Origin of the sequence: Bartonella sp. AA97HXZ (genome assembly GCF_042196985.1) — a bacterium.
Lineage (GTDB): Bacteria > Pseudomonadota > Alphaproteobacteria > Rhizobiales > Rhizobiaceae > Bartonella.
The window spans coordinates 100,727-124,029 of sequence record NZ_JBHIRC010000006.1 but is presented as its reverse complement, the minus strand read 5'-3'; the positions used below and the strand labels follow the sequence as shown (position 1 = coordinate 124,029).

General features: G+C 35.3%; 20 protein-coding genes, 2 tRNA genes and 2 pseudogenes. 13 read left to right on the top strand and 11 right to left on the bottom strand.

Translation table 11 applies throughout. From position 1 onward, the window contains the following. Positions 1 to 100: 100 nt before the first annotated feature. From ACFINE_RS05180 to ACFINE_RS05150, 7 genes and pseudogenes are all read left to right on the top strand, one after another. A pseudogene (locus ACFINE_RS05180) lies at positions 101 to 909 on the top strand (ERF family protein). 1 nt (position 910) lies between these two features. After that, positions 911 to 1,534, top strand: coding sequence for a lambda exonuclease family protein (locus tag ACFINE_RS05175; protein WP_375621292.1), 624 nt, complete (start codon positions 911 to 913; stop codon positions 1,532 to 1,534). A gap of 82 nt (positions 1,535 to 1,616) precedes the next feature. Then, complete coding sequence (locus ACFINE_RS05170) at positions 1,617 to 1,883, top strand: helix-turn-helix transcriptional regulator (protein ID WP_375621291.1); 267 nt, start codon at positions 1,617 to 1,619, stop codon at positions 1,881 to 1,883. A gap of 76 nt (positions 1,884 to 1,959) precedes the next feature. Next, a complete protein-coding gene (locus ACFINE_RS05165) occupies positions 1,960 to 2,127 on the top strand; it encodes a hypothetical protein (RefSeq protein ID WP_167309078.1) in 168 nt (55 codons plus the stop codon). A gap of 117 nt (positions 2,128 to 2,244) precedes the next feature. Beyond that, a complete protein-coding gene (locus tag ACFINE_RS05160; RefSeq protein WP_375607459.1) occupies positions 2,245 to 2,664 on the top strand; it encodes a hypothetical protein in 420 nt (139 codons plus the stop codon). 36 nt (positions 2,665 to 2,700) lie between these two features. Beyond that, positions 2,701 to 2,781 (top strand): annotated as a pseudogene (locus tag ACFINE_RS05155) (integrase dna protein); the annotation flags it as partial. A gap of 271 nt (positions 2,782 to 3,052) precedes the next feature. Then, positions 3,053 to 3,643 (top strand): antA/AntB antirepressor family protein, encoded by a 591-nt coding sequence (locus ACFINE_RS05150; RefSeq protein WP_375621290.1) that lies wholly within the window; start codon positions 3,053 to 3,055, stop codon positions 3,641 to 3,643. A 249-nt stretch (positions 3,644 to 3,892) separates the two neighbouring features. Here the strand turns inward: ACFINE_RS05150 and ACFINE_RS05145 are convergent. Then, a tRNA-Leu gene (locus ACFINE_RS05145) sits at positions 3,893 to 3,978 on the bottom strand. A 146-nt stretch (positions 3,979 to 4,124) separates the two neighbouring features. Here ACFINE_RS05145 and ilvA point away from each other — a divergent pair. The 3 genes from ilvA (at position 4,125) to ACFINE_RS05130 (ending at position 7,635) form a co-directional block, all read left to right on the top strand. Next, entirely contained in the window at positions 4,125 to 5,402 is a 1,278-nt protein-coding gene (gene ilvA / locus ACFINE_RS05140) for a threonine ammonia-lyase IlvA (RefSeq protein WP_375612449.1), read from the top strand. A 35-nt stretch (positions 5,403 to 5,437) separates the two neighbouring features. Beyond that, positions 5,438 to 5,968, top strand: a complete 531-nt coding sequence (locus ACFINE_RS05135; protein WP_375621294.1) for a hypothetical protein — start codon at positions 5,438 to 5,440, stop codon at positions 5,966 to 5,968. 290 nt (positions 5,969 to 6,258) lie between these two features. Next, positions 6,259 to 7,635 carry a DEAD/DEAH box helicase gene (locus ACFINE_RS05130; RefSeq protein ID WP_375621289.1) on the top strand — a complete coding sequence of 459 codons (1,377 nt, stop codon included), beginning with the start codon at positions 6,259 to 6,261 and terminating at the stop codon, positions 7,633 to 7,635. A 1,359-nt stretch (positions 7,636 to 8,994) separates the two neighbouring features. Here the strand turns inward: ACFINE_RS05130 and ACFINE_RS05125 are convergent. From ACFINE_RS05125 to ACFINE_RS05110, 4 genes are all read right to left on the bottom strand, one after another. After that, positions 8,995 to 9,070: transfer RNA gene (locus tag ACFINE_RS05125), tRNA-Thr, on the bottom strand. A gap of 195 nt (positions 9,071 to 9,265) precedes the next feature. Then, positions 9,266 to 10,624, bottom strand: coding sequence for an acetyl-CoA carboxylase biotin carboxylase subunit (accC, locus tag ACFINE_RS05120; RefSeq protein WP_375613402.1), 1,359 nt, complete (start codon positions 10,622 to 10,624; stop codon positions 9,266 to 9,268). Positions 10,625 to 10,638: 14 nt separating this feature from the next. After that, on the bottom strand, positions 10,639 to 11,136 hold the full coding sequence (accB, locus tag ACFINE_RS05115; protein ID WP_375621288.1) for an acetyl-CoA carboxylase biotin carboxyl carrier protein: 498 nt from the start codon (positions 11,134 to 11,136) through the stop codon (positions 10,639 to 10,641). Between the two features lie 242 nt (positions 11,137 to 11,378). Further along, complete coding sequence (locus ACFINE_RS05110; RefSeq protein WP_375621287.1) at positions 11,379 to 12,251, bottom strand: DsbA family protein; 873 nt, start codon at positions 12,249 to 12,251, stop codon at positions 11,379 to 11,381. A 345-nt stretch (positions 12,252 to 12,596) separates the two neighbouring features. Between ACFINE_RS05110 and glpD the strand changes: the two genes are divergently transcribed. The 3 genes from glpD (at position 12,597) to cobT (ending at position 17,210) form a co-directional block, all read left to right on the top strand. Beyond that, complete coding sequence (glpD, locus tag ACFINE_RS05105) at positions 12,597 to 14,126, top strand: glycerol-3-phosphate dehydrogenase (protein WP_375621286.1); 1,530 nt, start codon at positions 12,597 to 12,599, stop codon at positions 14,124 to 14,126. A 703-nt stretch (positions 14,127 to 14,829) separates the two neighbouring features. Beyond that, positions 14,830 to 15,810 carry a tRNA dihydrouridine(20/20a) synthase DusA gene (gene dusA / locus ACFINE_RS05100; protein ID WP_375621285.1) on the top strand — a complete coding sequence of 327 codons (981 nt, stop codon included), beginning with the start codon at positions 14,830 to 14,832 and terminating at the stop codon, positions 15,808 to 15,810. 392 nt (positions 15,811 to 16,202) lie between these two features. Further along, entirely contained in the window at positions 16,203 to 17,210 is a 1,008-nt protein-coding gene (gene cobT, locus ACFINE_RS05095) for a nicotinate-nucleotide--dimethylbenzimidazole phosphoribosyltransferase (RefSeq protein WP_375621284.1), read from the top strand. A gap of 27 nt (positions 17,211 to 17,237) precedes the next feature. Here the strand turns inward: cobT and ACFINE_RS05090 are convergent, their stop codons facing one another. The 6 genes from ACFINE_RS05090 to rnr all read right to left on the bottom strand — a co-directional run bounded on the left by ACFINE_RS05090 (position 17,238) and on the right by rnr (position 23,300). Then, a complete protein-coding gene (locus tag ACFINE_RS05090) occupies positions 17,238 to 17,729 on the bottom strand; it encodes an Lrp/AsnC family transcriptional regulator (RefSeq protein ID WP_375608344.1) in 492 nt (163 codons plus the stop codon). Positions 17,730 to 17,750: 21 nt separating this feature from the next. Beyond that, entirely contained in the window at positions 17,751 to 18,380 is a 630-nt protein-coding gene (locus tag ACFINE_RS05085) for a uracil-DNA glycosylase family protein (protein ID WP_375621283.1), read from the bottom strand. A gap of 28 nt (positions 18,381 to 18,408) precedes the next feature. Then, positions 18,409 to 18,972 (bottom strand): thermonuclease family protein, encoded by a 564-nt coding sequence (locus ACFINE_RS05080; RefSeq protein WP_375621282.1) that lies wholly within the window; start codon positions 18,970 to 18,972, stop codon positions 18,409 to 18,411. A gap of 332 nt (positions 18,973 to 19,304) precedes the next feature. Then, entirely contained in the window at positions 19,305 to 19,472 is a 168-nt protein-coding gene (gene rpmG / locus ACFINE_RS05075; protein ID WP_004864083.1) for a 50S ribosomal protein L33, read from the bottom strand. A gap of 102 nt (positions 19,473 to 19,574) precedes the next feature. Beyond that, entirely contained in the window at positions 19,575 to 20,747 is a 1,173-nt protein-coding gene (locus ACFINE_RS05070) for an MFS transporter (RefSeq protein WP_273791015.1), read from the bottom strand. 276 nt (positions 20,748 to 21,023) lie between these two features. Beyond that, on the bottom strand, positions 21,024 to 23,300 hold the full coding sequence (gene rnr / locus ACFINE_RS05065; RefSeq protein ID WP_375613410.1) for a ribonuclease R: 2,277 nt from the start codon (positions 23,298 to 23,300) through the stop codon (positions 21,024 to 21,026). Positions 23,301 to 23,303 lie beyond the last annotated feature (3 nt).

Sequence of the window (23,303 nt, the reverse complement as noted above, 5' to 3'; positions counted from 1 at the left end):
ATGCAGCCTATAAAATCCAAACTCTAACAACCAAACCAACTTTTAACACATGCGTGATTCACGCCACGGGGGAATTGCGCTCAAATAGGAGGAAATCAAGATGAGTGAACTAAGTACCACACAAACGGAATTAGTGGAAAAAACGAACGATTGTGAAATCAAACCTACAGCTATGGAGCTTATTTTAGAAAGAGCTTTAGAAAATGATGTCGATATGGATCGTCTCAAGCGTCTTCTTGAATTGCGAGAAAAGGAGATAGAACGACAAGAGTGTCAAAACTTTGTCCGTGATCTTTCTACTATACAAGTGGAATATAAAAATATCGAACAAAATGCCATTAATACACATACTAAAAGCCTCTATACAACGCTTGATAAATATATTGATGCTATTAAAGAACCTCTTGCAAAACATCACTTTGCCTTGTTCTCTCGTATCAAAGACCAGAGTTCAAATGACATAACTGTAGAAATGACTTTAAAGCATATATCGGGCAATGAAATATCAACACAAGGAACATTTCCCATTGATGCTACGGGAAGCAAAAATAACACACAAGCGGTTGGTTCTACTATAAGCTACGCAGTAGATATCTCTTAGGCATGCTTCTTAATGTTGCAAGAAAAGAAGACGATACAGATGGAATAACACTTCTTGCGGGTATCTCTTCTGAACAGATGAATGAAATCAAAGAATTAATTAAAAAAACACAATCTGAAGAAACTAGGCTTCTCTCTTTCATAGGAGTAAAAAATCTAAAAGATATGTCTTTTAAACAAGCACAAACCGCTTTGTTTTCTTTGAAAAAAAAGCAACGAAAGCAAATGAATAAAGCACAACAAGAGCAATTAGATGCACCTATACAAGATATTGAATATGCACCAACTCAACAACAAACGGCGGTGTGAAATGGAACAAAGGACAGCAGAGTGGTTTCAAGCGCGCTTGGGTAAAGTCACTGCTTCAAACGTTTACAACCTACTGAGTAAAACAGCAAAGGGAATGCCGACAAACAAATATGAAGACTACAAAATCAAACTTATAACAGAACGTTTAACTGGTGAAGTAAGCCAATCTTATCCAACGCCGGCTATGCAATGGGGCATTGAACATGAAGAAGATGCCTTGAAAGAATATGCATTTATTTATGATACAGAGGTCATAGAGTGTGGTTTCATACAACACCCCACAATCAAAATGGCTGGTGCTAGTCCTGATGGGTTTGTTGGTGATGACGGTTTAGTTGAAGTCAAATGTCCACAATCACCAAACCATTTACGCTTCTTTATAGATGACACTATAAAGCCTGAATATAGCGCGCAAATACAATTCCAAATGGCTTGTACGGGACGAAAATGGTGTGATTTTATCAGTTATGACCCACGTTTTACGAGGCAATCAACATACTTACGCATGAAAATCAAACGCATTCACCGTGATGAAGAACACATTGAACAGATTAATCAAGCGGTCGAAGCTTTTTTAGCAGAAATAGAACAAGAGATGCAAAAGATTTTGACAAAAGCCGCTTGACGTTATGGGGGTGCTCTCTCCTCCCAGCACCCCCGCCTATTTATAATTATTCTCAACACTTAGATAATAAGGAAAGTTTTAAATGAACGAAGAAAAATTAACTGCCTCAATAGAAAAAGTAAGCTTATTCGAACAAGCTTTACTGTCGATGCGTTTGCAACGGTTTGTCAATATACAAGATCTCTCAATTTATCTCGGAATGTCAATGACATATATTAGAGAGCTTGTAAAAATCGGAGCTTTTCCTAAGCCTATACAAGAAGGACGATACCTAAAATGGGATCTTGTTGAAATTGATCGTTATATTGAAGCTAAAAAAACTGAAAGAGATTCTGTAGAATTGTCTTGAAGAAGTCCAAAGTAACGAACTGCTCGTAGAGACAGGTTAACAAAAATGACAGAAAATTATTGATAATAGCTTGATCATGAATAATTTAGTGACAATCGGTAATGATGGTATTGCCGTTAAGATCTCTTTAAAAATTACAGAGGGTGTGGGGAATAGCCACGCTACAGTTATAAAGCTTGTACATCAAAATATTGAAGACTTTCAAGAATTTGGAAGGGTTGGATTTGAAATCTCACCCTTTTGAAAAAAGGGTGTTCTATTTGCTGGAAGTTCAGTGACAAATTTGAAAAATGGAGATAAGAAACATCAACAGGCTTTAAAGCCTTCTCATAGTCAATAAATCTATTAAAAAAGGGGAAAAATGAAACAAACTTTAAAATTATTAAGCTGCATAGCTTTATTAAATATGGCTGGATGTAACTCAAAGCCTCCTTCAACATCCTTTGTTATATGGGAAAAGCCAGGTGTAAACTCTACTGAGGTAGGAAAAGCACTATTAGAGTGTGGTGCGCTATCTCCTTATAGTAGCGGTATAGACAATAGCAAATTAGGCATTCATGAATGGTCGATGATTCATGCTTGTATGATCCAATCAGGATTTCACTATAAAATTAAAGATGGGAAATGGTGTGAAAATTGTAAAGATGATAGGATTCCGGTATATTCTCTTAATAGTTCTATCAAGACTCAAAGAAGTGTTGAGAGACGCTTAAACAGCTCGTTTTGTAAAAACGACGGTATAATAAAACTTCTCAATATCAACACTCCGTTTTGCAATTGATCATCAACAATCAAAATGCTGTATGGGATAGTAATAGCTTATATGCGAACAGATTTTTTGGAACAACGCCATGCTCTCTTGGAACAGTGGGCTGCATTTATAACAGGAGCGACTTGACAGGATTATAACAATGTGTCTATTGTCGAATCAGGTGCCTAAGAAACATCTTGAATCGATAGCGGATAGATTGCCGAAACAATATTTTCTCCGCGCCTTAAAGACTTTGACTCGTTGTATGCGTGTAGCATATAAAGGTTTTGTCGGGTGTAGCTATGCCATACAATACCCTTATGGGGAAAGCATAGCGACGGACTATCGACCGTGTTTCTTAGCGCCCGGCATTCCTCTGGAATGTCAATAAGAAACCTCTAATCGATAGGAGTTCATTATGAACATTCTTATAAAAATTACGGAACAAACAATTGATCAAGAAATAGTTCAAACAGTAAATGCACGTGAGTTGCATACGTTTTTGAAGGTCACATCTCGTTTTAACGATTGGATTATTAATCGTATTAAAGAATACGGTTTCCTAGAAAATAAGGACTTTGTGAGTTTTACTAAAAATTTAGTAAAACCTAATGCCCATCAAGAAAATCAAGGTGTTATGAGTTTCGGTAAAAATTTACCGAAACCTAAAGGTGGTCGTCCAAGTATCGAATATCACCTCACTCTAGACATGGCAAAAGAGCTTTCCATGGTTGAACGCAATGAGAAAGGCAGACAAGCTCGTCGTTACTTTATTGAGTGTGAGAAAAAGTTAAAAAGCCAATCTGTTGATTATGATAATGATACACGCTTTGATTTACCAAGCCATTGGAAGGGTATGAGTGCTGGTGAAAAAGCTTTGTATCTTTTAGGTCCTATCCATGTGCGTCTTGTTGATGCTTTTAGAGTCGATGAAGAGAATAGAAAATATAAAGCTCTCATTAAAGAAGCTAAGCGGGTTTTAGCAAGGTCTGTTACGAAAGCTGCTTAGTTTGGAAAATTGATTCTATCTCCTCGTCTTTTATGGCGGGGAGGGGAATTGGGGAGTCGAAGCAAAACATGGTATGGTGATTTAGTTCCAAAATATGCCTCAAAAAAGCAGCAATGATTCGTATTTTAGTACTATCTCAATACCATCTGATAGCGTTATGATAGGGTTTTAAAAGGTGGTTTAGAAGGTGGTTTAATTTTTTCTAATTTCTAATAAATTACTGAAAAATAAGGGGAAATCCACATATTGTGGTGCGGACGGCGGGACTTGAACCCGCAAGGTCTTCGACCGGCAGATTTTAAGTCTGCTATGTTTACCGTTTTCATCACGTCCGCGATGTGAGTTCTCTCATAAGCTATATCTTTTATTGAATCAAGAATTAATGACAAAAGAAACATTTTTCATTTTTTAGTGAAATTTTGACTGACAATAGTTTCCGTTATCGATAGAAAAAGCTTTTATAATGTAAATAAAGTATGAAATGATTAGTGTTATGAGTCAATTTATTCAAGACGTCACAAAAGCTATGGTGGGATTGCATCACGTGTTTGCTGAAACACCACTTCAAAGAAATGATTTTCTTAGTCAAAAGTATGATGCAGAAATTTATTTAAAGCGTGAAGATTTAACACCGGTGCGGTCTTATAAGATTCGTGGTGCTTTCAATTTTGTTTCAGAAATGCTTAGCTGTATATCACCAGATTCTGCATTTGTTTGTGCTTCAGCGGGGAATCACGCGCAAGGGGTTTCTTTTGTTTGTCGTTATTTTAAACGTAAAGGCGTGATTTTCATGCCTATGACAACGCCACAACAAAAAATTGAAAAAACACGTATTTTTGGTAAAGAATTCATTGATATTCGTTTGGTTGGTGAAACATTTGATCAATGTTATGAAGCAGCGCAATCCTTTGTCGTAGAGAGCGGTGGTGTAATGGCTCCACCTTTCGATGATATTCGCATTATTACAGGGCAGGCAACAGTGCTTTGTGAAGCAGCTTTACAATGGAAAAAACTCAATGGAGAAAGTGAGCCAGATTTGATGATTGTGCCGGTAGGGGGGGGTGGTTTGGCAAGTGGAGTGAGCAAGTTTTTACATGAATATGGTTGGAAAACAAAGCTTCGTTTTGTTGAGCCGCAAAGAGCTGCAAGTTTGCTTGCTTGTTTGGAGAGTGGAAAACGCGTCAAGCTTGAAAGCATTGACACTTTTGTAGATGGTGCTGCTGTGGCTGAAATTGGTGCTCTAAACTATACAATTCTAAAGCAATTTCCCCCTGATTCTGTCATTACGGTTCCTGAAAACCGCGTTTGTTCTACGATGGTTGAAATGCTTAATGTTGAAGGTGTGGTTCTGGAACCGGCTGGTGCTTTATCGATTGATGCGCTTAACAGTATTCCTCCTCAAGAGTTAAAGGGGAAAAAAATTCTTCTCGTTATTTCAGGAGGTAATTTTGATTTTGAGCGTTTGCCAGAAATTAAAGAGCGTTCTTTACGTTTCCAAGGGTTGAGAAAATATTTTATTTTTAGTTTTCCGCAACATCCTGGTGCATTGCGTCATTTTCTTTCCACATTATCACCAGATGATGATATCGTACGTTTTGAATATCTTAAAAAGTCAGCGAGAAACTTTGGTTCTGTATTGGTTGCGATTGAAACAAAAAAATACGGTAATTTTTGTCTTTTAGAGGAAAAATTTCAAGCGTTAGGTTGGCGTTATCGTGATATTACTGATGATCAAACGTTATTTGATTTTGTTATTTGAGAAACTGAAATTTTACTAAAACAAGAAGTATAATGATGAAACCTATTTTTCATTCGGTGCTGAGTCTATTTTTCTTTTTGATTGTTAATCAACAGAGTTTAGCATCTCAGCCAACAGTAGTACAAAAAGATGAACTTTCAAGAGTCGTTGTTGATGTCAATAATGCTATAAAAAATGGGGATTTTATGCCTATTTCTCGTTATATGCCTGAGCGGCTTTATAAAGAGATGGCACATCGATTGAATACAACAGAGAGTGCTTTACGTAGTGATTTTCTTCAACAGTTGCATAAGAAATTTGAGGGGGTGCCTTCTGGTGCTTATTATTTAGATAAAGAAAATATAGAGTATTTACAAACTGATAACGGTACTTTGTATGCTTTAATTCCAACAGTTCTTGAGATGAAAGATCGCATCATTCAATATAAAACTTTGGCGATTTTTGATAAAAACCAATGGTATTTAATTTATGGCGGTCAAAAAACTTTACAAAATCCAGTTTTTCTCGAGATTTATCCTGATTTTATCAAGGTACATTTACCGATGGACACAATCATCAAAAAGTAAACGATCTAGATATTGTTTTTATTCATGATAAATGTATTTCGTAAAGTTCTTGCTTTTTTATCATAATCCAAAGATAATAGAGATGAAGGCATTTAGGCTGGTTTGTTGGCTTTTTGTAAAGTGAAGTTTATACGCCTTTATCTTGATTTCAAGGTGTTCATAAGTTGCGCAAGCCGCTTTTTAGGCGTTGCTTCATTTAAAATGTCAGGGATTTCTCTTGCGCGGATTCTTGAGTGGAGAGTTCAGATGGTTACTTCTTTTGAGTTCTTCAGCTAAGGAAAGATTTTATTTTGCCTATAAAAGAAGAAAATGTTTTTACAAAGTTAGGTTTACCTACTCTTTTGATTAAAAATTTACTCATTGCTGGGATGAGTAAACCTAAACCTATACAAGAACAAGCTATTCCAGTGATGTTGAAAGGACACGATATTTTAGGTGTTGCTCAGACAGGCTCTGGAAAAACCTTGGCATTTGGTTTACCTATTTTAAGTCAGATTTTGGCTTTGGGTGATAAACGCTGTCCTAAAACTGCACGCGCTTTGATTTTAGCTCCAACGCGTGAACTTGCTGTTCAGATTGATGAAACGATCCGTACTGTGGCGAAAGGAGCACATCTTTCAACATGTCTTATTTTTGGGGGCGTATCACGTTTAAAACAAATTAAACGTATGGAAGCAGGTGTGGATGTTTTGATAGCGACTCCAGGGCGTTTGAGAGATCTTGTTCGTGAAAAGTGTGTTGATCTTTCCCAATCTCGTTTTTTGATTTTGGATGAAGCAGATCGTATGTTGGATATGGGGTTTATTCATGATGTTAAGCAAATTGCAAAGCTTTTGCATCAAGAGCGTCAGACAGCACTCTTTTCTGCAACAATGCCGAGGGAAATTGCTGTGCTTGCAAAATGTTTACTCAATGATCCGGTTAAAATTGAAGTTGTTCCTCAAGGTACTACGGCTGTAGAGATTTGCCAAAAATTATATTGTGTTCCTACGAATGAAAAAAAGAATGTTTTAAGTAAACTTTTGACAAATCCAGCTTTTGATTCGGTTATTGTTTTTACTCGAACTAAACATGGGGCAGATGCTGTCACGCGTAGTTTAGAAAAGATAGGATATTTAGTCGCAACAATTCATGGAAATAAATCACAAGGTGCTCGCCAGTCTGCTTTAAAAGCTTTTCGTGAAAGATCTGTGCAGATCCTAGTGGCAACAGATATTGCTGCACGCGGTATTGATATACCAGGGATAAGCCACGTTATTAATTACGACTTACCAGATGAAGCTGAAAGTTATGTACATCGTATTGGTCGTACAGGACGGAATGGCGCATCTGGTGTAGCACTTACGCTTTTTGATGAGAAGATAGAAAGGTCCCGCTTGCGTGCTATTGAGCGCTTGATTCGTATGAAATTGGTGGCTGAGGCTGTTCCAGAACAATTTGCAGCGTTTCCAGAAAAGCCAATTGTGCGAGAAAGTAAAGAAAACGATAAGGAACGCCGTTTTAAAAAATCTAAACGTCAAAAACAGTTTTTAGGTCGAAAAGATGATACCGCACAGTTGCAGCGGAAGAATTCTTCACCTCAAAATGAGAGGCATAAAAAAGCAAAAACAGTAGTAAAGCGTGCAAAGCCTCTTCGTTTTCGAAAATCAGTTAAGAGGGCTGCTTAGATAAAGTCTTGAAAAAAGATCATGTACTGGAGATTTTTTACTTTTGTTGATTTATTCTCAATTGAAAAGAGCTATAAAATATTCTTGTCAAAGTAAGAAGATCCTTTAGAGGTTTTCATTTTTTAGAAATGAAAACTTCTAACTTTTTGGATTTATTAAAAATCTTTATTGTAGAGGAAATTATTTATTTGCTTTATTCCTATTTTTTTTAATGGGGATAAAAGTAGATTTTATTTATATAAAACTATTTTTATAAAGGATGTGTTTTATCTTTAATGATAACTTTTAATTTTAAAAATTGATGTCTAATAATAACTCATTGTTTTATAATTTAATAATTCATTATATCGTATTTTTTCATTTTTAAGTTATTTATGCGGATCAATCAAAAGTATTCGCTTGCACGTTATGTGTGAAGTTGTGATATAGATAATCATTTGAAAAAATAAATAAAATAATTTTTATAAACTCTTTCCAAGGCAATGGGGGATTGCTGAGATTGAGAGTTGGAAAATAGTACGATGATATGGCTTTTATTATAAATAAAGATGGGGCTGATCAATCGATTTCATTTTATACCATTTACGGGAGTCATTGTGAAAGAGGCTTGGGGGATTTAAGAGATATCTCTTTAAAAAAGCGTGTGACTGCATAATACAATAGCGAGAATGTCATGATTTCTGAAGGCTTTCTCAGGATTCTCAACAATTTAGCTCGTTATCTTTGTTTTTACTGTAAAACACTATTAGTTTGGGAGGATATAAAGCCTATAAAACTTTATGCATTAAATTTTTTATGACAGTGTGATGAATATCCAAGGCAAGGTTGTTTGTAAAGCGTTGAAGTGGTTAGCAGGAGGAACAACCTGTTAGATAAGACGTCGGAGTGTTTACAGACTTGTTTTATGTTTTTTGCTTTTAGGATGGGGAGGAGGTTATGTGGGGTGTATGGAGATAATATATGACCTTGATTGTTGTTTCTTTCATTTTTCAAAATGATTGCTTCATGAGTAGGTTTTTAAGTTTAATTCCTTTATTGAGTACAAATCATTCTTTCTTTGGAAAAAAATATATGAGACCGATTCATTGCTGATGAAGCTTAATAATTCATCTCTGATGAAAGAAATCGTAATTTATAATGTGCAAATAATTGCAGTGTCCTCTTATAAAGGCGCGGTAGTTTGAAAAAAGTATTTAAAATGAATCAATAGCTTTTTGCGTTCATTGCAAAAAATACATCCGGTAGGATATTGCGTTTCTACTTTATTGCAAAAATCCTATTCCATTACTTTTATTAACGAATCCCTCATGTCTAAAAACTTTAGAAAAAACAATAAATTATTTTGGATAAAAAAGAGCATGGTGCCCCCAGAGAGACTCGAACTCCCGACCCCCTGATTACAAATCAGGTGCTCTACCAACTGAGCTATAAGGGCGTAACCATGTAGGAGTTAGCACAAACTAACAAAAAGGAAAACAGAAAATTATTAAATTTTATGCATATTAAAAGAAAACTATATAAAAAATAACCAATTTATTTCCTTTTTCCACTTTTTACAGCAAGGTTGGAACTATCCTTATGTTGATATCTTATAGAGTCTTTTATAAGAATGCACCGTTTTGCTATCGAATTACGAATCTGAAGACTTTGATTGATGAGCAAGGTAATTTTCTAGCCAGTGAATATTATAATTACCATCAGCAACATCTTGATTATTAATAAGATCGCGAAAAAGAGGTAGTGTAGTTTTTATCCCATCGACGACAAATTCATCTAAAGCACGCCGTAAACGCATCATACATTCTAAACGGGTACGTCCATGAACAATTAGCTTTCCAATCATGCTATCATAGTAAGGAGGGATACGATAACCTGAATAAGCGCCTGAATCAACACGAATCCCTAAACCTCCAGGTGTATGAAAATGTGTAATGGTTCCAGGTGATGGCGTAAAGTTAATGGGATCTTCTGCATTAATACGGCATTCAATGGCATGACCAGAAAAACAGACTTCATCTTGTGTTACTGAAAGTTTACAGCCTGATGCAATATGGATTTGTTCGTGGACTAAATCTATACCTGTAATTGCTTCAGTTACAGGATGCTCGACTTGTAAACGTGTATTCATTTCAATAAAATAAAATTCGCCATTTTCATAAAGAAATTCAATAGTACCAGCTCCACGATATCCAAGTTGGGCACAGGCATTTGCAACAATATTTCCAATTTTTTTCCGTTCAGTTTCATTAAGTGCAGGTGACGTAGCTTCTTCCCATACTTTTTGATGCCGTCGTTGAAGTGAACAATCGCGTTCTCCTAAATGAATAGCATTTCCCGCACCATCACCTATGACTTGAATTTCAATATGACGGGGTTTTTCTAAATATTTTTCTATGTAAACAGCGTCATCACCAAAAGCAGCTTTCGCTTCTGAACGCGTTGTTTTGAGAGCTATAGAAAATTCTTGTTCAGAATGAACGACTTTCATACCACGTCCGCCACCACCGGCAGAAGCTTTTATAATAACTGGATAACCAATTTCACGAGCAGTGCGTAAAGCATCTGATTCTTCAGTGACTGCTCCATCTGAACCTGGAACTACAGGAATACCAAGTTTTTTGGCGGTTTTCTTTGCTTCGATTTTATCGCCCATGATGCGGATATGAGTAGCTGTTGGACCGATGAATGTAATATCATGGGCTTCTAGAACATCTGCAAATTTTGCATTTTCAGAAAGAAAGCCATAACCTGGATGAACAGCATCCGCTCCTGTAATTTCACAAGCAGCAATAATTTGCTGAATACTCAAATAAGAATCACGAGCGGGAGGAGGGCCAATACAAACACTTTCGTCAGCAAGACGAACATGCATTGCATCTGCATCAGCGGTAGAGTGAACAGCCACGGTTTTAATGCCAAGTTCTTTACATGCACGTAAAACGCGAAGAGCAATTTCTCCTCGATTAGCAATGAGGATTTTTCGAATCATGGTTGCCCCTCGCTTTATTCAACAATAATAAGTGGTTCACCAAATTCAACAGGTTGACCATCTTTGACAAGAACAGTGGTTACCGTACCGGAGCGCGGTGATGAAATTTGATTCATTGTTTTCATGGCTTCAATAATAAGTAATGTCTCCCCTTCAGAAACATTTTGTCCTACTTCTACAAAAGGTTGTGCGCCTGGTGAGGGTGCAAGATAAGCTGTTCCAACCATTGGAGAGGTTATTGTGTTTTTTGATTTATCTTCTTGGATAGATTGTATAGGAGATTCAGCTGTTGGAACTGGAGAAGATGTTACAGAAAAAGTAGGAGTAGAAACAGGGGCATAGATTGCTTGCTCAGAAGAAGTTAAGGTATTTTGGCGTGAGACACAAATACGAAGCTCTCCTTGTTCAACTTCAATGTTCGTTAAATTTGTATCATTCAAAATTACAGCAAGATCACGAATAATTTTCGTATCAATTGCGGTTTTTGCCGAATCCATTTTTTTTGTTGCCATTTTATTTCTAACTCCTTGATCAATGAAGATCGTCATTATCTCATTTTATGACCGAATATCTCTAGATTAGGGATGACATCTTTTGAGGCTTTAAAGATTTTTATTTCCTTTAAATCATTATACTTTGCAATTTAAAACTTGTATTTGCTTTACGTAAAATTGCACTTATAAGCCTGTTATCAAAAAAGAGAAAGCATAAAATTACCTCATTTACAGTATTCTTCCTAAAACGGATCAGGTATTCACTGTGTATTATCTATCGCTTGTTTTAGAATATCTTGTCTGGCTGCGCCGATGAATATTTTATCACCAATGATGTAAGAAGGTGTTCCCGTAATATGAAGTGCAGAGGCAATTTGAATGTTTTCTTTAAAAGCGTTTTGCAGAGTGGGATCTTTTATTGCATTATGTAGTTTTTTTTCATCTGCTCCTAATGAAACAGCTACTTTAATAGCTTTAGCTTCATTTGCACGACCCTGATACATTAAAAGCGTTTTGTGAAACTGAGGATATTTCTCTGGAAATTGTTTTCGAAATGCGTAGGCAACAGTATGGGCTGCCATAGAATCAGAGCTTAAAATTGGTAAGTCCTTGATAATAACCTTTAAATCTGGATATTCTTTTATTAAGTCTTCTATATTTGAATAGGAAATTTTACAATAACCACAGTTGTAATCAAAAAAATTGACAAGCACTCTTTTACCATTTGGGTTTCCCAAAACAGCGTCATGAGGAGAATGAAAAATCTCTTTTTCTAATGAATGAATGACAGAAGTTTGTTTTTGGTTTTCGTATTCATTCTGTTTTTCCAGCTTATCTTGAAGAATAAGCTGCATTTCAATCATAATTTCTGGATGAGTAAGAAGATACTCTCTGACGATTTGTTGAATATGATGAGAATCAGTATGTGGTATCATTTTTTCTTTAAGCTTAGATAAAAAGCTAGAATCTTCCAAAAGTTGTGATTTAAGCTTTTCTAAGCTTAAATCATTTGCTGTTTTTGAGTGTGATGTTGCGTTTGATAAAGAAGGTAAAAAGATTAAAATACTCGACATAACTATGACTAAAATTTTTGAAAAAAGTGTTATTTTCGAGTTTTGAGAGTGATAATTCATTTGTATACCTTCACATTTTTTAGGGTGTCATTGAGTGAACTATATGAAAAGCGCTATCTATGTGCAATGAAGCATTTAGTTATAGTGTATCTTTAAGAATGAGAAAAAACATCAATTTTTCTCTAAAAAGATTTCATATGATAAACCTTGGCTTGGTAAGGATTATGTTTTGTAAAAGATAAAAAAATTCTCTTTAATTTGTCAAATGTTGTTTTGATGTATAAGGGTATCAAAAGCTTTTTGTGCGTGTTTATTTTAGGAAAAAGTACGTTGATAATACAATGAAGAACATTTGTATTATTTTTTCCTGTTGCTTTATTGAGTACTGAGAAACAAAATTAAATAATGAAAAGTGAAATTATGAAAACCACAACACATTATGATCTGTTTATCATTGGAGGAGGGATAAACGGCTGTGGATTGGCAAGAGATGCAGCAGGACGCGGATTTAAAGTGGGATTGGCTGAAATGAACGATCTTGCATCTGGGACCTCAAGTGCGTCAACAAAGCTTATTCATGGTGGGCTTCGTTATCTTGAACACTATGAGTTCAAACTTGTTCGTGAAGCATTGAAAGAACGCGAGATTATTTTACGTATGGCTCCACATATTGTGCGTCCTTTGCGTTTTCTCCTTCCTTATCATAAAGAATTGCGCCCTGCTTGGATGTTGCGTTTTGGACTTTTTATTTATGATTATTTAGGGAATTGGAATCAGAAATTGTGGCGCAGTAAAACGATTAATTTTTCACAAAAATTTTGCTCTACACTGAAGAAAGAATATCAGAGAGGTTTTGAATATTCTGATGCAAGAGTAGATGATGCGCGTTTAGTTATTGGCAATGCTCGTGATGCAGAAAAGTGGGGAGCTGATATAAAAGTACGAACAGAAGTTCTCTCTTTAAAAAAAGAAGACAATAAATGGCGTATCTTTCTTCAAGACAAGTTAAGTAGCAAAGAATATAGTGTCACAGCTTCTTATGTCGCGAATATGACAGGTCCTTGGATTGATCATGTTTTAGCAAGCATATTAGATTGTAAAGAACATCCACCAGTACGGCTTGTTAGAGGTTCTCATATTTTGGTTCCCAAGCTTTATACTCATGATCGTGCTTATATTTTTCAAAATGGTGATGGGCGTATTATATTTGCTATTCCGTATCAAGAAGAGTTTACCTTACTTGGAACAACAGATTGTAATTATCAAGGAGATCCGGCTGACGTTCATATTACTGATACAGAAATTGATTATATTTGTGCAGCAGCCAGTGAATATTTCATACAACCAGTGTTGCCTGAAACGATTGTCTGGTCTTACTCTGGAGTTCGTCCACTCTATGATGATGGAGCTTCAAAAGCACAAGAAATTACGCGCGATTATGTTTTAAAAGAAATGGGAACAGGAACGACACCAAAGATACTTAATCTTTATGGTGGAAAGATTACAACTTATCGTAAGTTGGCTGAAGATGCGATGAAATTTGTTGAAAAAGAGCTTGGTAAAAAGGGAGCATCATGGACGGCTAAGGCAGTACTTCCAGGGGGTGATTTTCCCTATAACAAATTAGATACAATCGAAAATAGGATTGCTCTTTTAATGCCAGATTTAGATGCTTTTACACATCGCAGGCTTGCACGCTCCTACGGTACGGAAGCATTGGTGATCTTTGCACATGGTAAGGCAAATAAAGGAAAAAATTTTGGACATGGGCTTTATGAAGTAGAAGTAAAATGGTTGATGGAAAAAGAATGGGCTAAAGTATGTGAAGATGTGTTATGGCGTCGTTCAAAACTGGGGCTCCTATTTAATGAACAAGAGGTTGATACTCTTTCTTCCTATATGCAAAGCCAACAAGAGATTGAACAACGTTTATGATCATTTCATTTTACAGATTGTATCTGCAATATTGTAAAATATTTTCCTTCGAGAGATACTGATATTAGTTATAGATATTAAAAAGGCAATGGTTGTCTATACCCTGATTTTAGTTTTTTTTTGCAAGAATCACAAAATGGCAAAATTAGATAGAATATTTAAGATGAAATTTGTCTATCTTATAAAGTGAAATCTAAGAATATTACCAAAAAGAACTCATTGATAAAAAATAATTTATAATTAGATTCGTGTGAAATAAGGTTTTTTTCTTCTTTAAGAGAAGATAAAAGCTACTTTCTGTATCGTTTATTTGCACAATGAGTTAAAAAAATCTAAAGAAAATTAAATCGATCATGACAAATTCTATAATGTGTTAGTTTAGCATTTATTATCTTAAACGCTGTACTAAATCATGTAAGGGAAGAGGCTTGAAGAGCGTAATAAGAAGAACTTATAAATGAGTTTTTTATATTATAGTAAAAATCTTCTTTTTTCATGTTTATATACCTGAACACTAATCTATGAGAAATGCGATATTGTGTTGTGGCATGATTGATTGTAGTAAACCTTGATATCAATTGAAAATAATGAGCTGTTATTATACTCATGATAGTATAAGAGAATAAAATTTTCCGTAAACTAAAAGTAAGTATTTTTTTTATGTATAAAGAGAGAGCTATAGGGACATGAGAGTAATACCCTCATGATATTTTACAACCTTCCATCGCCTATAAAATTTGCAGTAGCACCAATGTTGGACTGGACAGACCGACATTGCAGATTTTTTTATCGTCTTTTAACGAAAAAAGCTCTCCTTTATACGGAAATGATGGTAGCAGATGCTGTCATTCATGGTGTTCGCGAACAATTGTTGGCTTTTAGCGACAAAGAATGTCCAGTTGCATTACAATTAGGGGGCGCAGATCCGAAAAAGTTAGCAGAAGCTGCACGAATTGCTGAGGATTTTGGCTACAACGAAATAAATCTCAATGTTGGTTGCCCATCAAATCGTGTTCAAGCAGGTGTCTTTGGAGCTTGTTTGATGCTACATCCAGACATTGTGGCAAATGCCGTAGAAGCAATAAAACGAGAGGTTACTATACCTGTAACTGTCAAATGTCGGATTGGAGTGGACGAACAAGATGAAGAGTTAGCGTTAGATCTTTTGGCTAATCAGGTTTGGAATGCTGGATGTGATGCGCTTTGGATACATGCACGCAAGGCATGGCTACAAGGATTGAGTCCGAAAGAAAATCGCAATATTCCGCCCCTTAATTATGAAAGGGTTTACAAATTAAAACGTCAATATCCTCATAAATTCATTGGGATAAATGGTGGAATTAAATCGATTGATGAGATCAAAGAACACTTAACTTTCTGTGATGCTGTCATGGTTGGTCGCCAAGTTTATCATGATCCAACTTTGTTAAAACATATTGATTTTGAACTCTATGGTGAGTCGCAGAATAGTCTAAGTGAGAGTGATCTTATTGAGGTTATGTGTGATTATGCGGCTCGACATATTGCATCGGGGGGGCGGCTTTCTCATGTGACGCGTCACATGATTGGTTTATTTCATGGGCGGGGTGGGGCACGTCGATGGCGGCAAATACTATCAAATGATGCGACAAAACCAAACGCAGATATATGTACTTTAAAAGAAGCTTTTTATGCTCTCATTTAATAACAGTCAGACAATTAACATATATTAAAGTTGAGATCCTTTGCGTTTTGATTTCTTTGCGATAATTTTGATCCTTTTAATTTTATAAGTTTTTGAAAGTTTATAACTTTTATTATGAATAAGAATGTTAGAATTTATATATTAAACGGCATGCTGATTATACCTATTAAATAAAAAATAACTTAAGGGTATCACTGTAAAGGTAGTCATAAGATATTAATAACATTTTGAATCTTGCACGTTTGTTATTGGGGTAGAAAATAGAATATAGAAATTATTGCCTTCATAGTATTTAACTTTTTTAAAGCACTGTTAAAAAAACAATAAATTATTTATATCCTGTATATATGACGTGATTTTCATAAATATTGTAGATTTTAAAAGGTATCCTTATGATCGCTAGTCCATTTGATGATTTTCGTGCTTTGCTTACAAATTTACCTGTTGCTGATGAGTTTTCTATAATTTTGGCAAAAAAACGGCAAAAAAACTTAACAAAAGAGCAAGGAACATTGGGAAAACTAGGAGATATTGCTGTTTGGTATGCGGGGTGGAGGGGTACAGAAAAACCTATCGTAACGCGACCTTTGGTTGCTATTTTTTCTGGAAACCATGGTATTGTAGAGGAGAATATTACACCATTTCCACAATCTATGACACAAAAAATGGTAGAAAATTTTGCATCTGGTGGAGCTGCTATCAATCAAATTTGTATTGCGTATGATCTTGGATTAAAAATTTTTGATTTAGCATTGGAATATCCAACAATGAATATTACGAAGGATGCCGCAATGGATGAGCGGAGTGCGGCTGCTACAATGGCATTTGGAATGGAATCCATTGCGGGTGGGACAGATCTTTTATGTATTGGAGAAATGGGAATTGGAAACACAACAATAGCTTCAGCTTTATGCTTAGCATTGTTTGGAGGGGAAGTGGAAGAATGGACAGGAAATGGTATGGAATCAGAAGGTGATTTTTATCAGCGTAAAATTGCAGCGGTTAAGACAGCCATTTCTTTGCATAAGGATTATTTTAATGATCCTTTTGAGATAATGCGTCGCTTAGGAGGACGTGAGATTGCTGCTATGGTTGGTGCTATTTTAGCAGCAAGAATAGAAAAAATACCCGTTATTTTAGATGGTTTTGTGGCAACAGTAGCTGCAGCGGTTCTTTATAAAATGCATCCAAAAGCTCTTGATCATACCCTTGTTGGACATGTTTCTTCTGAGACAGCTCATCGTAAACTTTTAAAAAAAATTGGCAAAGAACCACTTCTAGATTTGGGGATGCGTCTTGGTGAAGGGACAGGAGCAGCTATGGCAGCTGGTATCGTCAAAGCCGCTGTTTTAACACATGCACAAATGGCAGTTTTGGAACAAGAAAGTTTGAATGCCTAAAAGATCATAAGACGGGTATAAAAAATCTTAAGAGCTTTGTTCATGCGTCTTGTCGTGTAATTTAATATAATTCAGCGGAAGTTCCGTTGTATATTTAATCTGTTCCATTGCGAAAGAAGATGAGACATCACGGATATCAATTTTAGAAATTAATTTTTTATAAAAAAGATCATAAGCTTCAATGTTGGGCACAACAACACGCAATAAATAGTCAATATCTCCACTCATTCGATAAAATTCAATGACTTCACGGAATTCTTGCACAATTTTTGAAAAACGCTTAAACCATTCATGACTATGTGTATTTGTGCGAATAGACACAAAAACAGTGACGTGTGCGTTTACTTTTTCTGGAGAAAGAACAGCAACACGACGCTGAATGACGCCATCTTCTTCAAGTTTTTGAATTCTACGCCAGCAAGGAGTGGTCGAAAGTCCCACTTTTTTAGCAATATCAGCAACAGAAAGTGTCGCATTTTCTTGCAAAAGATGTAAAATTTTTCGGTCAAGACGATCCATATTTTTTCTCAATATTTTAATTTATAAAAATTTACGCACTAAACGACGCAGATATACAATAAGCTCATCGTTAAACCATGGGTTTTTCTGTAACCAAAAAGTATTTCGCCATGACGGATGAGGCAAAGGCATAACATTATAGCCTCGAGGTTGAGGAATGGAAAGAATATTTCTCCAATCACCAACAGTTGCAGAAACGGTTTTATGTTTTAATTCTGTAATGTGCCACTTTTGCGCATAACTGCCAATAGCAAGAACAAGCTTTATTTGAGGCATTGCCTGAAATATCTTTTCATGCCATATTTCTCGACATTCACGTCTTGGTGGTAAATCAGCTTTATTTTTGTCATAACCTGGAAAACAAAATCCCATAGGAACAATAGCAAAGAGAGATTTATTATAAAATTCTTCTTTCGTGACACCCAGCCAATTACGCAATTTTTCACCAGAGCGATCATTAAAAGGGATAGACGTTTCATGGACACGCAACCCTGGTGCTTGGCCTGCAATTGCAATCGAAGCAGTATCGGATAAATAAACGACAGGGTTTGGTTCATGAGGAAGAGAAGGAAAATAATGGGGTTGTTGGACGCAAACACGACAGGAATAGATCTCTTTTTCAAGTTTGATAATTGGGCTACATTGTTTCATTAGTAAATAAAATTAAAAAATATTTTTTTTATTCTGTGCGAGGATTTGCTTTGCGCCATTCTTTTGGTCGTTGAAAACTTGATGCCCATATTCCTTTCTTTTTCTTTCTAGCTTCTTGCTCTTCTTTGGGGTATTCATAATAATTTACAGCCCAACCATTATGTACAAGTGTTGCGTTGATATTGCTAACTTGTTTTGTTTTACATGTTGCAAGAATACGGCGATATTTATCTGTTTTTTGCCAGTGACATGTAACAGTTTGATTTTTTAATAATTGTTCTAAATATTTCTTTGCCTCAAGCCCACAAGGGTAGCGAGCTTCTTTTTTTCCACAAAATTGGTGGAGTTCAGGAGCATCAATTCCAGCTAGTCGAATCTTAATTGAAGAAATCATAATGGTATCGCCATCAATGATTAATGCATTTCCTTCAACAGTGTTTTGAGAAGAAAATTTTTCTTTTTGAGGCAACAGCTGAGTTTTCTTAAAATAAGTTGACATAATGATAAGAATGCTAGCAGCGACAAAAATACTGAAACCGATAACTTTTAGATTAAAGCTTCTTAGATTAAAATGAGAAAAAGATTTTTTCATGAAATGAAAGAAACTGCTAACATTACTATAACTCTATTTTAGTATTGTTTATAATTCACCCGAGAAACTTTATTCATATGACGAAACAATGTTTCGTTTTAATGACAAAATTTTCATTAGATATCACAATAATCAAATACTCATACAGAATATATGTAAGCAACTTAAATAATAAATCAACTTATCCAAATCCGTACAAAACATACAAAGTTTAAAGTAAACTTTTTAAACTTAAGGAAATAAAAAAACATCCCTCAAAAAATAACTTTGAAGAGCAATACTCCCACATTTCTTTTGGAATATAAAATCTATCAATTCAATGATAATTTTATTTATTTAATTTTTGTTTCCTTAAATTCAACGTGCTTTTTTACAACTGGATCATATTTACGCTTGCTCATTTTATCTGTCATTGTACGGCTGTTTTTCTTTGTTACATAGAAAAAACCAGTATCTGCAGTTGATAAAAGCTTGATCTTAATGGTTGCTGCTTTAGCCATAATGTAAATACCCTATTTATACTGAAAAAATATTATTGCTGTCAAAACTTATTTCCGACATCATCAGATTTTCCGGCAACACTACGGATGTTCTCAAAAAAGTCAAGAGCTGATTAATTTTCTCATAAGTTGGACAAACACCAAAATGACATATAAACCGAAAAAAACAGCCATGGCTATTGAAAAACCAAAGGGTTTAAAGATATCCATGGATTTTCCGATAAAGGTCGGTCCGATGAGCATACCAATTCCATAACAAAAAATAAAAGCAGAATTAGCAGCAGCAAGTTCTTGCCCCTTGAGACGGGCTCCTAAATGTGCAAGACTAATTGTATAAAGGCTCGCTGATACACCACCCAGAAAAAACAAATCAAGCATCAGAATCCATGGATATTGAAGAATCCATGGTACTATAAAAGTTCCTATAAAACCTAGAATAGCGCAACTCATCAGCGGGTAGCGTCGATCTTTGGCGTAGTCGCTTATAATGCTGATAGGAATTAAGAGGAAAATATTCCCAAGTGCAAGGGTTGCCATAAAATGTGCTGCTTCATTCTCATTATAACCAATGGATAAACTAAAGGGTATTATAAGAGTTAATACGCCCATTTGAATGGCCCCGTAAACAAGGACCGCCATCATTGCACTTGGAACGTGAAAAAGATAACGAAAAAATGGCATATATTGATTTTTTTGAAATTCTGGACTTAATTTCCAAGCGGTAAGAATTGGTATAGTAGCAAGTATAATAAGGCTATATCCAACAGCAAAAGGAATAAATCCTTGTGTTCCCACTTTTGCTAGCAGCGTTAGACCTATTATAAACCCTAATCCTAAGACAATAGCATAAATAGAAAGGATCAAACCGCGTTTTTTTGGGGGAGCATAACTGTTGATCCAAAACTCTGATAGGATAAACATAACTGTCATGCTGAAATGTAATATAAACTTTAAAATAAACCAAATCCATATGGGATCAAAAAAATAGAATCCTAAAAAACTTAAAGATCCTATCGCCATCATAAGCAATATTGTTTGAGCGATTCCTAAGCATAAGGCAATTCGAGACGTAAAAATAGCTGCAATAATTGTGGCGATTCCACCAACTGTTCCACTATAGCCGATTGTACTGTTGGAAAGTCCTTTCTCTGCCATAAGAAGAGAGACAAGTTGTGTTCCCATTGCCAATGCTGTTCCAACAGTGCCAATGGTTGCAATAGCTGCAATAATTGCACGCAAAGAATTATTTTGAGAGTCAAAAGGTTTTTTTTTCATGAGAATGGCTTAAGGTACTCTTGTTTATTTAAACAATGAAAAGATGAGCTGAAATGAAAGGGAGCCAAAACTATCCTTTGCAGTTTCTCTCATTTCCTAAGTATAAAAAACTGCAAGATTTTTATATGGTTATTATAGACTTAACAATAAAATTTACCCTCTTGTATACTAAAGAAAGAAGATTGTACATATAAAATAATATAAATATTATATAATATAAGCCATTTCTTAAATTGAATTTATTATTCATATTATATTTAATGGAGGGCAAGAAGATTAATTTTTTCTTTTCCCATAAAAAGTATACTTTTGTTTTTTTAATTTGTTTTTATGGTAGGATGTCGGTGAAAATTTTATTGGACGAGGTTTTGTTAACAGTTCAAAGCATAAAGCGCCAGCAAAAGGTTGTACCGTTATAAGTTTTACTTCTACAACATCACTGAGCTGATAGCCTTTATGGCTACGCTGTCCTACAAGAACATGTTGTGCTTCATCAAAATGATAATAATCATTTTTAAGTGTAGAAATATGGACAAAACCATCTGTATTGAGTTTATCAAGTGAGATAAAAAGACCTGCTTTTGTAACTCCGGAAATGCGGCCTGTAAAAATACGACCGATTTTATTCGTTAAATAGTGAGCAACAAGCCGATCAATCGTTTCTCTTTCAGCCATCATTGCACGGCGTTCGTATAAAGAAACTTGCGTAGCAATTTCTGCAAGATTTTGTTCTTGTGTATCTGTTAATTGATCATTTCCTAATTTGAGAGCTTTAATGAGTGCTCGATGAATAATGAGATCAGCATAACGACGGATTGGTGATGTAAAATGTGTATAGTTCTGCAAATTCAAACCAAAATGGCCACTATTTTTAGGGTTGTACTCTGCTTGTGATTGTGAACGCAAAATAACTTGATTGACTAGTTCTTGTTGTTGAGTATGAGCGACCTTTTCTAAAATTCTATTAAGGCGCGCTGAGGTAAGTTCGCTTCCGCGGGAGAGTGGTATCCCCAAACTTTGAAGAAAGCTCCGAAGTATTTCTTGCTTAGCAAGAGAAGGTTTTTCATGAATACGATAAATGAGCGGCTGGTGATGTTGTTTTAATGTTTCAGAAGCTGCAATATTAGCTTGTATCATAAACTCTTCAATTAAACGATGCGCTTCTAATTGTGTTTCACTCACAACATCTTTTATGCATCCATTTTGATCAAGAATAATCTTTTTTTCTGCAATTTCTAATTCTAGTGGTTGGCGACGATTTCGCGCAGCTTTAAGGCATGCATAGGCTTCCCATAAGGGGTGCAAAATGCTCTCAAAAAGAGGGGTTATTTTTTCATTTATATTACCTTCAATTGCCAATTGTACTTCTTGATAAGAAAGTTTGGCTCTTACACGAATCATAGTACGATGAAAACTATGTTTTCGTTTATTACCGTTTGCATCAAAAATCATACGAACGGCTAAAGCTGGTCTTTCTTTTCCTTCACGCAGAGAACATAAATCATGAGAAAGGCGTTCAGGTAACATTGGCACAACGGTATCGGGAAAATAAACAGAATTTCCACGTTTCAATGCTTCTTTATCTAAAGCACTTCCTGTTTTGATATAATAAGAAACATCTGCAATGGCTACAATAATAATCCAACCATCATTATTTGCTGGATCCTTATCCTTGGTTGCATAAACTGCATCATCATGGTCTTTTGCATCTGGTGGATCAATTGTAATAAAGGGTAATTGTCGCCAATCTTCACGATTATCCATATTGGCAGCTTTGATATGTTTGGCTTGCTCAAGAACACTTTCAGGAAAAATATAAGGAATTCCTTTCGAAAGAAGCGCTATCATTGAGAGTGTTTTCTCACTCTTAATGTGCCCTAAAACATTCTTTATTTTTGCGCTCTTTAATCCGTAACCAGTATTTTTTTTTATTTCGACTTCAACGAGATCACCAATTTGAATCTTCATTTCTGGAGACATTTCAACAATGAGTTCATTGGTTTTGCGGTCTATAGGATCAAGGCGCCATTGATTATTTTCCAATTTTCGTACAATAGCAAATGCGCTTTTGGGAGATACATCAATTTTACGAATAATTCGTCCCGTATAAGGATGGCTTGAGCTTTCAGAATTTTTATTTCGAAAAACTTTTACAAGAATATGATCTCCAACACCAATATTACTTCCTGTTATGTGATGAAAAGAGTGTATTTCAATATTGGGCTTTGGAGAATCTTCCCATTCAAGAGGTTGTGCAATAAAACTTCCATCTTTATCACGTCCGCTAATTTTTACTAAAGAAACAGGAGGTAATTTTCCTTTGTTTATTGCTCTTTTGTGGTGTTTAGATATGAGATTTTGATCCTTTAACTCACGTAACATATCTCTAAGCCAGATACGAGAATCGCCTTTTAAGTTAAAAGCTTTAGCGATTTCTCGTTTACTTGAGTGGTTAGGATTCTCAATTATAAAGGAAAGGATTGCTTCCTTATTGGGAAAAGTTTTCCCCTTGAATGAAGAGAGATATTTTATGTTTTTTTCACCTTTAGCCAAAAT

Coding starts and splice junctions, on each gene's coding strand:
- ACFINE_RS05175 (WP_375621292.1), top strand. CDS start 911: ATGGAACAAAGGACAGCAGAGTGGTTTCAAGCGCGCTTGGGTAAAGTC.
- ACFINE_RS05170 (WP_375621291.1), top strand. CDS start 1,617: ATGAACGAAGAAAAATTAACTGCCTCAATAGAAAAAGTAAGCTTATTC.
- ACFINE_RS05165 (WP_167309078.1), top strand. CDS start 1,960: ATGAATAATTTAGTGACAATCGGTAATGATGGTATTGCCGTTAAGATC.
- ACFINE_RS05160 (WP_375607459.1), top strand. CDS start 2,245: ATGAAACAAACTTTAAAATTATTAAGCTGCATAGCTTTATTAAATATG.
- ACFINE_RS05150 (WP_375621290.1), top strand. CDS start 3,053: ATGAACATTCTTATAAAAATTACGGAACAAACAATTGATCAAGAAATA.
- ilvA (WP_375612449.1), top strand. CDS start 4,125: ATGATTAGTGTTATGAGTCAATTTATTCAAGACGTCACAAAAGCTATG.
- ACFINE_RS05135 (WP_375621294.1), top strand. CDS start 5,438: ATGAAACCTATTTTTCATTCGGTGCTGAGTCTATTTTTCTTTTTGATT.
- accC (WP_375613402.1), bottom strand. CDS start 10,624: ATGATTCGAAAAATCCTCATTGCTAATCGAGGAGAAATTGCTCTTCGC.
- accB (WP_375621288.1), bottom strand. CDS start 11,136: ATGGCAACAAAAAAAATGGATTCGGCAAAAACCGCAATTGATACGAAA.
- ACFINE_RS05110 (WP_375621287.1), bottom strand. CDS start 12,251: ATGAATTATCACTCTCAAAACTCGAAAATAACACTTTTTTCAAAAATT.
- glpD (WP_375621286.1), top strand. CDS start 12,597: ATGAAAAGTGAAATTATGAAAACCACAACACATTATGATCTGTTTATC.
- dusA (WP_375621285.1), top strand. CDS start 14,830: ATGATATTTTACAACCTTCCATCGCCTATAAAATTTGCAGTAGCACCA.
- cobT (WP_375621284.1), top strand. CDS start 16,203: ATGATCGCTAGTCCATTTGATGATTTTCGTGCTTTGCTTACAAATTTA.
- ACFINE_RS05090 (WP_375608344.1), bottom strand. CDS start 17,729: ATGGATCGTCTTGACCGAAAAATTTTACATCTTTTGCAAGAAAATGCG.
- ACFINE_RS05085 (WP_375621283.1), bottom strand. CDS start 18,380: ATGAAACAATGTAGCCCAATTATCAAACTTGAAAAAGAGATCTATTCC.
- ACFINE_RS05080 (WP_375621282.1), bottom strand. CDS start 18,972: ATGAAAAAATCTTTTTCTCATTTTAATCTAAGAAGCTTTAATCTAAAA.
- rpmG (WP_004864083.1), bottom strand. CDS start 19,472: ATGGCTAAAGCAGCAACCATTAAGATCAAGCTTTTATCAACTGCAGAT.
- ACFINE_RS05070 (WP_273791015.1), bottom strand. CDS start 20,747: ATGAAAAAAAAACCTTTTGACTCTCAAAATAATTCTTTGCGTGCAATT.